9 protein-coding genes are annotated in these 9448 nt (G+C 69.3%); 2 read left to right on the top strand and 7 right to left on the bottom strand.

Going from position 1 to position 9448, the window contains the following annotated elements; genetic code table 11:
- Positions 1 to 108: 108 nt before the first annotated feature.
- The 7 genes from DLJ59_RS02170 to DLJ59_RS02140 all read right to left on the bottom strand — a co-directional run bounded on the left by DLJ59_RS02170 (position 109) and on the right by DLJ59_RS02140 (position 6382).
- Complete coding sequence (locus DLJ59_RS02170) at positions 109 to 549, bottom strand: IS110 family transposase (protein ID WP_124770840.1); 441 nt, start codon at positions 547 to 549, stop codon at positions 109 to 111.
- Between the two features lie 276 nt (positions 550 to 825).
- Positions 826 to 1674: a phosphotransferase gene (locus DLJ59_RS02165; RefSeq protein WP_158630768.1), complete on the bottom strand. Its 849-nt coding sequence runs from the start codon at positions 1672 to 1674 to the stop codon at positions 826 to 828.
- 59 nt (positions 1675 to 1733) lie between these two features.
- Positions 1734 to 2285 carry a kinase gene (locus DLJ59_RS02160; protein ID WP_124770838.1) on the bottom strand — a complete coding sequence of 184 codons (552 nt, stop codon included), beginning with the start codon at positions 2283 to 2285 and terminating at the stop codon, positions 1734 to 1736.
- Complete coding sequence (fxlM, locus tag DLJ59_RS02155) at positions 2282 to 3520, bottom strand: methyltransferase, FxLD system (RefSeq protein WP_244235791.1); 1239 nt, start codon at positions 3518 to 3520, stop codon at positions 2282 to 2284. Before fxlM ends, DLJ59_RS02160 begins: the two co-directional genes overlap by 4 nt.
- 88 nt (positions 3521 to 3608) lie before the next feature.
- Positions 3609 to 4091 (bottom strand): NUDIX domain-containing protein, encoded by a 483-nt coding sequence (locus tag DLJ59_RS02150; protein WP_244235790.1) that lies wholly within the window; start codon positions 4089 to 4091, stop codon positions 3609 to 3611.
- Between the two features lie 143 nt (positions 4092 to 4234).
- Entirely contained in the window at positions 4235 to 4738 is a 504-nt protein-coding gene (locus tag DLJ59_RS02145; RefSeq protein WP_124770837.1) for a P-loop NTPase family protein, read from the bottom strand.
- Between the two features lie 231 nt (positions 4739 to 4969).
- Positions 4970 to 6382, bottom strand: coding sequence for an NsdA family TPR-like regulatory protein (locus DLJ59_RS02140; protein WP_124770836.1), 1413 nt, complete (start codon positions 6380 to 6382; stop codon positions 4970 to 4972).
- A 258-nt stretch (positions 6383 to 6640) separates the two neighbouring features.
- On the opposite strand from DLJ59_RS02140, the gene DLJ59_RS02135 reads away from it, so the two are divergent.
- Together DLJ59_RS02135 and DLJ59_RS02130 are read left to right on the top strand one after the other, a co-directional pair.
- On the top strand, positions 6641 to 8239 hold the full coding sequence (locus tag DLJ59_RS02135) for a glycoside hydrolase family 3 N-terminal domain-containing protein (RefSeq protein WP_124770835.1): 1599 nt from the start codon (positions 6641 to 6643) through the stop codon (positions 8237 to 8239).
- Positions 8233 to 9288: an Ldh family oxidoreductase gene (locus DLJ59_RS02130; RefSeq protein WP_341869563.1), complete on the top strand. Its 1056-nt coding sequence runs from the start codon at positions 8233 to 8235 to the stop codon at positions 9286 to 9288. The genes DLJ59_RS02135 and DLJ59_RS02130 overlap by 7 nt, the downstream gene beginning before the upstream one ends.
- The last annotated feature ends 160 nt before the right edge of the window (positions 9289 to 9448 follow it).

Here is a 9448-nt window from a genome sequence, read left to right as displayed (position 1 = left end):
CGATCACGGGCCACCCGCACGACGTCATCGCGGAACTCACGGGGGTAGGGCTTAGGCACAGCAACATCCTTCCAGCCCGCCACCAAGGCAAGCCATCTCAGATGTCACCTATCGGTGCAGCAGACCCGCCTGTCGGTGCGCCCGGGTCGCTTCTCGCAGGGCGCAGGCTTGCGGCGAGGACGTCGGTGCGGGGCGGTGGGCGTCGCCGTCGACGCGCAGAATGTGCGCGAGTAGGCGGGCGTCACCCCGGTCTGATTTTTTGCGCTGTGGGGCTAGGCGGCTGCGGTAGTTGGCTACCTGGGTCGGGTTGAGCACGACGACGGGTTGGCCGGCCTTGCGGAGGCCGGCGACCATCAGACCGCGGCTGGTTTCGATCCCGACTGGGATCGAACGTCGGCTGCGCTTCACCGCGGTAAGCGCGGCTAGGAGTTGAGTCAGCCCGCTGGCGTCGTCCGTCACGCGAATGTGGCTGATGAGCTGCCCGTCGGCGTTGACCACGGCCATGTCGTGGTGGCTCTCACCCCAGTCCAGGCCCGCGTAGTAGTTCATGGTCGTCCCGTTCGGGGGAATGGGTTGTGGTGCTGGTCGTGCGCGCGGTCTCGCTTGAGGGCTCGGCGGCCCAGGATCGCAATGGGCATTACCCGACCAGCTAGTGTCCGAAGATCACCGGAATGGACACTAGACCGGCTTTGCATAAAGATCGAGTCACGCCAGACGTCTCGGCCTCCGTTCGATTCTGGGCGGGATGCACGGATATGTGCGTCTCAGGTGCCTGTGAGCCGCCTGCGGGGCCGCAGCGGGCCAGCGTGCTGGCGGTCGTTGGGTTCATGCCCATCGGGTCAGTGCCTGAATGTCGTGGCGTGCCTGGCTGAGGAGCTGTCGCAGGTACGCGAGCAGGGACGTGGTCGCGCCGTCTGCTGGCAGCGCAGTGTGCAGGCGGATCTCTCGGCAGGTCAGCAGGAGCAGGTTGACGCAGTAGGCGGTGGTGATGTTGGCGGTGTGCACGCGGTCGCCGATTGCGGCAGTGAGGGTCGGGCTGGCCGCGGCGGCGACGATGTGCAGCAGCGCGAGGTCGTAGCCGGGTAGGTAGCTGCCGGTGTACTCGAAGTCGATGAGGGCGCAGTGCTTCCGGTCGAGGAGCAGGTTCGCGGCTAGGGGGTCGCCGTGTGCGGTGACTCGGCCCGAGCCGAGCTGGTCGACAAGCGTGTGCAGGGCGTACTGGTCGGCGTCGTCGAGGAAGCCGGCGGCGTGTTCGGCGTCGATCCGGCCGTGGTAGTCAACAGGTTGCGGCAGTGGCGGTGTCGGCGTCCAGGCGGCGAGGGTGTCGAGGGTGTTCAGAACCAGCTGCGCGGTGGCCGCGCTGACGTCGCGAGTGAGATGGCGCTGATCGTCCAGGCGCTGCCCAGGTAGCTGCGTAAGGACGGTCAGGCGGGCCTCGGCGTGCAGGACCCGCGGCACGCGCACGGGGGGCGGCTGATCGGTGATCAGCTCGTACAGGCGCAGCTCGTGTTGGCGCCGGCCGACCCAGTACGGGTCGTCGGTGGTCAACAGCTTCACGATCACCGGTTGGCCGTCGCGGCGGCCGGTGGCGACGACGGCCTTGTCGGTGCGGTGCACAACCCGACCGGTGCCCACCCCTGCGGCAGCGGCACGGGCGACCAGCGCCGCAAACACGTCATCCGCCCCGGCCGCCTCGAGACCGGCATGGTCTGGCGTTGCTCTGGGTGGTGCGGTCATGGGACTGCCGGGAGCAGGTCGTCGTTGCGGCCGGTCAACGGCAGGCCGGCGGCGGTGGCGATGCGCTCGATCGCTTGCTCCAGTGTGGTGGTCTCAGGCAGGACGAGTTCGTCGGGCCAGCCGAGGACGTCGCGTGGGGTGTACCAGCTGCGCAGGTGGTCCGGCGATACCTCCGCCGCCATGGGACGCGTTTCGTGGCGTCGCAGGGTCTCGGGTAGCGACACGTCGAGGTAGACGAAGAGCGTTCGCCCGCGGTGCGCGTCGCGCAGCTCGGTGAGCATGCTCCGGTACCGGGCGGTGTGCATGATTCCTTCGAGGATCACGTGGTAGCCGTGATCGAGGCAGAAGCGGACGTTCTGCGCGATGAGCGTGGGCGCGAGACCACCTGGCCTGTCCCGTTCCCGCAGAAGGATCCGTCTAATATGATCTTGGCCGACGAGGGCGCAGCCGCGGCCGTGCCGATACCTCAACTCACGGGCAATGGTGCTTTTGCCGGAGCCGGAGTTCCCCCGAAGGCAGATCAAGATCGGCAACTCGGTGTTGCTCATCGGCTGGTCTGCGGCCAGGTGATCGCGGTCAGCGTGTGGCGGCGGGGCACGAGCAGCCGCAACCGCTCAGTGTCGGGCAGTCGCGTGCCGGCCGGATGCACGGTGATGTCCGGGCCGGCGCCGGCCCGGAAGTGCTGATCCCAGGCCGCTACCAGTTCCATCAGATCGCTGGTCAGTCTGGTGGCGTGTGGACCGAAGCCGTGCCCGCCGAACTGCCACGTCGTGGTGTCGTGGCGGCGCATGGTCAGGTAGGCGAGGCTGTCACTGGTCAGCAGGGTGGGGCAGAAGAAGCGGTCCTGTGGATCCAGCAGGCCGGCGGTGCGGTCCCGGTCGACTCTGAGCACGCCGTACGGGCGAGGTCGGCTGGCCAGCCACAGGTGCAGGCTCTCGAGGCAGGCGCCCATGCTCATGTCCAGGGTCACCGGCGAGGACGCCTCAACCCGTGGCCCGTCAAGGGCAGCGCGTAGGGCGTCGGCGTTGGTGGTGGTGTCGTCATCCAGGGTGAGGACGGCGTCGTCGCCGCGCAGCGGCACCTGGCGGGCCGGGTCCCGGCCGTGGCCTTGCATCGCGACGAAGCCGCACTGCACGGACGCTGTCGCGGCCAGGTGGTCACCCGCGGACTGCAGGGTGAGGCAGCGGGTGTTGCCGCGCATCCGCAAGGGCACCACCAGCCTGCCGGCTCGGGAGAGCTGGTCGGTCCACGCGGGTGGGAGGTCACTGGCCTCGACCGTGACGAGCACCGCGTCCCACAACCCGTTGGCGGGATGGCCGTGGACGCCATCGGCGTGGACTACCTGGACCTGCGGGTAGCCGGCCCGTGCCAGCGCCTCTTGCGCGTGGGTGACGACCTGCGCGTCGATGTCGATGCTGACGACCGTTCCGGTCGGGCCGACGACCTCGGCGATCAGCGCGGCGTTGTACCCGCCCGAGCCGATCTCCAGTACCCGGGCTCCGGGGGTCAGGCCGGCGGTCTCCACCATGTGCGCCTGCAACCACGGAGCGGAGATCGAACTGGTCGCCTTTCCGTCCGAGCCGCGTCGGGTGACGACAACATCATTCGCGTACGCGCTCTCGATGCTGGTACCGGCCGGAGCGAACAGGTGCCGCGGCACCGCGGTGAACGCCGCCGCCACCTCCGGTCGGGTGATCCAACCCTGAGCACGCAGCTGGTCGACCAGCCGCAGGCGCGCGTCCTCCGCCGTCATCGTCTCGGTCGTCCTACTCCCAAATGCCACGACATCTCCTCCTCGAACGGATATCAGGTGAGCAGCCGGCCAACCGCGACGAGCAGTGGCCGATCGGCGGGGGTGCGGCAGATCGAGATCAGGAGACTGGCACGCCGTCTTCGAGGTATCGGGTCGACCCATCGGCACGCGCCTGGAGGCACTCGTTGACGCGGCGGGCCAGCAACGGTTGCAACCGCTGGCGCGTCTGCGGCGGGGTAGACCACGCCCAACCCTTCAACTCCGCTGGCGGCACGACGATCCGCTGGGCCTGAACCGCGTCCAGGACACCGCCGTCGAAGACGAGCATCACACCGTCGGTGCGACCATAACGGGGCGATACCCAGTCCACGACGAGCAGCCGACCTGGCGTCAGGCTCACGCCGAGCTCTTCGCGGCACTCCCGCATCGCCGCCTGCCACGGCGACTCGCCGGCCTCGACACTGCCGCCGGGAATCTCCCAGTCGGTCTTGTACGCCGGCTCGACCAGCAGAACCCGATCCTGCGAATCGATGATCAACAGTCCGGCCGCCATCCGCTTGAGCGGAAGACCAGCGGTGAATTCCGGGGGGTCGGAGGGCATGAGGGCACCGTAGAACTCCCGGCATCCGACACGCCCGCAGCGCCACGCACCAACAATGTCGGCACATCCCGACACCAACTCCAACACCCGCCACGCGCCTGGTCGGTGCTGCCGTTCTCTGTGCCCGCCATGGCGCCTTCAGGTCAGTGGGCGCCGAGACGTTGCAGGAATCGTTTGGTCTGAGTTCGGCTGGTGAGGGTCACGCACTGGGTGTGTTGTCCGTGCTCGCGGACGATGGTGGCGACGCGGGGTCTCATCGTCTTGCGGTAGCCGATGACGTATCGGATAAAGGAGAGGGTGATGCGGTCGTAGACGCCGTGAGGGTATTGGCCGCCGCGGTAGCGCCAACGGCGCTGGAGGACGCCCCAGAGACACGTCCTGACGGGCAGGTCGAGGAAGATGACGGTGTCGGCTCGCTTCGCCCGGATGTGCAGGGTGGATGCGTGGTTGCCGTCGATGATCCAACGGTCGGCGGTCACCATTTTGCGCTGGATGGCCGCGAACTCGTCCGTGGTCTTCTCTCGCCAGTTCTCGTCGTAGTAGATGGCGTCGAGGTTGATGACTGGAAGGTCGAGCAGAGCGGCGAGGCGGTTGGCCAGAACAGTCTTTCCGGCACCCCCGCAGCCAATGATGGCGATGCGCTTCACAGCCGGCGACGGTAGTGGCGGTGCCGGAGCGGCGGGTGGAGGCAGGCCGTTCATGTGGCGACGTAGCCGACGTGGGCGTCGAGGACGCGGTCGATCACCTGCAGAGGCGGAACAGGTCGAGCTGGTCGAGGCAGCCGCGCAGTAGGTCCGCGTGTTTGGCCGAGCCGGCGATGTTGCAGACCTCGGTGATCACGGTGGCGGTGTGATCGCCTCCGGTAACGTGCAGGGCGGTCAGTGTGCATGTGGTGTCTGCGGCAATTCACGCAGCTCACGGAGGATGTCGCGGACAGCGGGTGAGCGCGTCGCGGCGGGTGCGAGTTCGTCGTGAAGTCGGTGTAGTAGGGCGACGCTTCGGGTGGAGCTGACGGCGGGTAGACGGCCGAGAGCGAGGCGGGCTGTGCTGACAGCGAGGTCGAGGTCGCCAGCGGCGTTGTGCGCGAGGCTGAGCCAGGCGCCGTGGCGTAGTGCGGAGCGTTGCGGGGAGTCGGTCGGACTGGTGTGCGCGCGGGCGTCGAGCAGCCGTTGGGCCTGACGAAGGAGCGCTGGCCGTTGAATCGGGACCTGTTCGGCTAGTACGACGAGGCCGCGGCCGGTGATCGCGTCCAGTTCGACTCGATCGATATATGACGCCCACGGGGGTAGCGGAGCGTCGGCGGCGGTGTCGAGGAGCGCGAGGGTGTTTTCGCGTGTGTGGAAGAAGCTGGTGAGGTCGCCGGCGACGGCGTGGGCGAGGGTGCTGCGGGCGGCTACCAGTGAGCGGACGGCGGGCGGGGTCTTTGCCGCTGATTCTTGGGCTGCTGAGGCGAGTTGTAGGGCGTCGAGGGCGTGGCCCTGGTCGGCGGCTTGGTTGGACATGAGGGCCAGGATGCTGGCGGCGAGGCCGGGATCGCGAGCGGCGTGCGCGGCGCGTAGAGCGGTGAGGTACCAGCGTTGGGCGAGGCCGTCCTCGTTGGCATCGAACGCCATGAACCCGGCGGTCTGGGCGAGCTGCGCTAGTGCGGCGGCGAGGCGGCGGCCGGCTTCCGCGTTGTAGGACGCTCGGCGCAGGAGCCGGGCCACGGCGGTGAACTGGTCACTGACGAATCCGCGGGCGGCACCGCCCTGCTGATCGTCGAGCTTCTGTGCGTGAGCGACGACGGTGTCGATCATGTCCAGCAGCGGTGGGGTGACCGGTCCGCCGTCTCCGGTAGCCGCGATCAGGTCTGGGGTTGGCTGGTGAAGCGCGGCCCACGCAGGGGCGGTGAGCGCGGCGCCGGTGACACCGATGACGGTGCGACGGGTCGGCACGGGTCCTCCTACGAGGCTGAGCAGTCCGTTGCTGTCCCAGGGTAATTCCATCGCGTGATTCGCCGGCATCGCTGGATGCGAACGCGGCGCGATTACCCCCCAGACATCCTCGAACATCAGGTCGCTTCTGAGCTTGGCGGAGAGCACCTCGACGACGAGTTCGGGTATGTCACCGTGCGGCACCGCGCCGTCTGAGACCCATCTGTAGGGGGTTTTGGCGTGGACCCTGCGGGTGCTACCGCGGGCCACCAGAGCCGAGTTGATTCGCCGGGCGAGGGCCTCCGGCCCCCATTGCGCCTCTCGGAGCAGGCCAGCCAGACGTCGGTTGGCGCGAGATGTCGTGGGTTCGGCCTCCACGGCGGGATCCCCCTTTCGGTGCCGGTAGTGCAGCCGCGGGCCTGACAGTAGCGGCCACGGTCAGGGGCGGGCAGCGAAGCGCACCATCCGCACCAGATTCCGAGCGAGCGGCACCGATGGCACTGCTTCGATGCCTGCCCCAGGCGCTCGGAACCGACAAAGGTCGATGTGTGGGCAGGGCCAGGACATCGGTTGTCACTCCGGCCGTCCTGCAGTTGATGCCCATCAGTCGACCTGCGGTCGCAAGGGAGAGCTGTCATGCCACGTCTGTTTTCCGGCCAGCCGGTAGGAGTCGATCCCGTCCTTACCGCTGACATTGATCTGCTGGTGCGCCCCGGCCGGATGTCCCTACCGCCCGACGATCGCGCTCAGTCACTGCACGAGCAGGCCGCTAGTGAGCCGGGCCGAATCAGTAAAGCCATCGTCGCAGGCCCGGCCCGGTTGAGCCAGGTCACCCGGACGGCGAGCGAGAACTCGGTCGGTTGGCCGCCGCTGCTGCTGAGCGTGAATCAGGAGGGCGGCCGGCTGAACGCGCTGGACTGGCCAGGCGTGGCCCAGTTGCCGGGAAACCTGGCGCTCGGGGCAGCAGGGGACGAGGACTTGGCCGAGCTCGCTGGGGCGACGATCGGTGAGCAGCTGCGCGCGGTGGGGTTGACCTGGAATTTGGCGCCGGTGTGCGACACCACGGGGTGGCCGGCGACTGCTGCGGTTGGCGCTCGCGCCTTCGGCTCCGATCCTGAACGGGTTGCGCTGTTGGCAGCAGCGTACGTACGCGGATTGCAGCGGGCCGGCGTCGCGGCGACCGCCAAGCACTTTCCCGGTCTGGGCGGGGTTGGTGGGGACCCGCACCACGTCGCGCCGGTGGTCGACCGACTCGGTCCAGGTGCGCTGCTGCCGTTTCGAGCGGCGATCGACGCGCAGGTGGCGTGCGTGATGGTCGGCAGTCACACCGTGCTCGCCGTAGACAACAAGCCGGCATTGGCATCGCCGCGCGTGCTTGGCCTGTTGCGTGACGAGCTGGGCTTCGGCGGTGTGGTGGTGAGCGAGAACCTGTCGATTCCTGCGGCGCACGAGCCGCTCGGCGGTCCGGCCCGCGCGGCGGTCGCCGCGGTGGCCGCCGGGGTGGACATCGTGATGCTGGACTCGGAGGTTTCCCGGGGGCACAGCTCAGCGGTGGCACGGACGGCGGCGGTTCGGCGGCGCGCGGAGGTGGTGCAGGCGCTGACGACGGCGGTCGAGCAGGGCGTGATCGACCGCCAGCGCATCAGCGAGGCCGTGGACCGTGTGCAGGCACTGCACCGGCGATACGGCCTGACGCCCAGCTCGCTCCGACCGGACTGGCCGTCGACGAACGCGGCGGCCTGGCGTGCGGCGGAACGGATTGCTGACCGTTCGGTGGCGGTGGTGCGCGGAGACCGGGTCCTTCCGCTGGACGTGCCGTCCGGCAAGGTGCTGGCCTTGATGCGGGTGCCTGACGAGGGGCAGCGGCGGGCCGACAGTGCCCGCTTAACGCCAGACTATCTGCCCACGCTGCTCGCCGCGCGTCACCGTGTGGTGCAGGTGCCGGTCGGCGCCCCAGTGCCGACAGCCGGCCCCGTGATCGTGTACGGCTACGACACCCGCACCACAATCGCGGGTCCGAGCAGAGCTGCCCAGGAAGCCACCCGGCTGGTCGAGCGCGGACGGACGGTAGTTCAGGTCGCGTTCGGTGATGTCGACGACCTGGCCGGTTCGCCCGCGCCCGTGTTGGTGGCCGCGTTCAGCCCGCACTGGGCCTCCGTCGCGGCGGTGGCCCGAATCCTGCTCTGCGACGGCCGCGCCCACGGTGTCGTACCCGTCTCCGGTGTGTCGTGGTGACCCGGGTTCCGGCCGGCCAGCTCGCCAGTTTCTTGCAATTCCTATACGAGGCCGCGGGGATGACCCGAGCCGGGGCGCGCGTGATGGCCGATACGCACGTCGAGGCTGACCTTCGTGGCATACCCGGCCACGGCAGCCGATTGGCCCCCGGCTACCTGGACAAGCTGCGCACCGGGCACCTGAACCCGCGTCCCCTGATTCGGATCGTGCAGGACGAGGAAGCGGTCCTGGTCGTGGACGCCGACCTGGCCCCGGGGCCGGTAGCCGCCCGCTTGGCGGTCGCCGCAGCGATGCTCCGTGCGCGGCGGTGTGGCATCGCCGCCGTGACCGTTCGTCGGGCCGGTCACGTCGGCGCGCTCGGCATTCCCACCGCTCAGCTGGCCCGGCGTGGCCTGGTGGGCGTGGCCGCCGCGCAGGCGTCGGCACGCAGCGTGGCCCTGCACGGAGGCACTAGCACGCCAGTCCTGGGCAGCAGCGCACTGTCGGTCGCCATTCCAGGTCCGGACCAGCAGCGCCCCGTGCTGGTCGACCTGGCAGCCGCGGCGATGTCCTGGGGCCACCTGCACCACCTGGCCCGCAACGGCCAGACGTTGCCCAACGGGGTTGCCCTCGACGCGAGCGGGCATCGGGTCCGCGATCCGAACCTCGCTGCGGCGCTGCTGCCCGTGGGCGAGCGCGGCCAAGCCCTGGCGATCGTCCTGGAACTGCTGGTCGGCGCGCTGACCGGGAGTACCCCCTTGCCGGCAGGAGACGACGGCCGCGGGCTGCTGGTTGTTGCGGTCGACCCTCGCCGCCTCGCCGTCGCCCAGTCGCTGGCGACCGGCGTCGCCGCCGTCGCTCGGGCGGTGCGCGACCAGGGTGCCCGGATGCCCGGGGATCGCGCCTGGTCCCAGCGCGACCAGGCCCGCCAGGACGGCATCGCCCTCGACGCCAACGGTCTCGCTGCTCTCATCGAGGCCGGCCGTCGCCTGAACGTCCGTGCACCACACGGATGGATCCAACCCGAACCCCTCGACGCCACCAGCGGATCACAGAAGGAGCAGACGTGAGCAGTCCGACCAGCACACCGACCCTCGCCGGCCCACGGGACTGCACCCGGTTCGGTTGACTCCTGACCTGTGAGGATCTGTTCCTCGCTGGAAGGATGTCTGTCATGCCGAAAGCGTTCCCCCTGGAGTTCCGCCGCGACGTCGTCGCGCTCGCCCGTAA

Origin of the sequence: Micromonospora inaquosa (assembly GCF_003857055.1) — a bacterium.
Classification (GTDB): Bacteria; Actinomycetota; Actinomycetes; order Mycobacteriales; family Micromonosporaceae; genus Micromonospora; species Micromonospora inaquosa.
This window is presented reverse-complemented; position numbering and strand designations above follow the sequence as displayed.

What these genes read in the sequence shown, in the direction of transcription:
- DLJ59_RS02160 (WP_124770838.1), bottom strand. Translation starts at nt 2,285, where the DNA reads ATGAGCAACACCGAGTTGCCGATCTTGATCTGCCTTCGGGGGAACTCC.
- DLJ59_RS02150 (WP_244235790.1), bottom strand. Translation starts at nt 4,091, where the DNA reads ATGCCCTCCGACCCCCCGGAATTCACCGCTGGTCTTCCGCTCAAGCGG.
- DLJ59_RS02170 (WP_124770840.1), bottom strand. Translation starts at nt 549, where the DNA reads ATGAACTACTACGCGGGCCTGGACTGGGGTGAGAGCCACCACGACATG.
- DLJ59_RS02135 (WP_124770835.1), top strand. Translation starts at nt 6,641, where the DNA reads ATGCCACGTCTGTTTTCCGGCCAGCCGGTAGGAGTCGATCCCGTCCTT.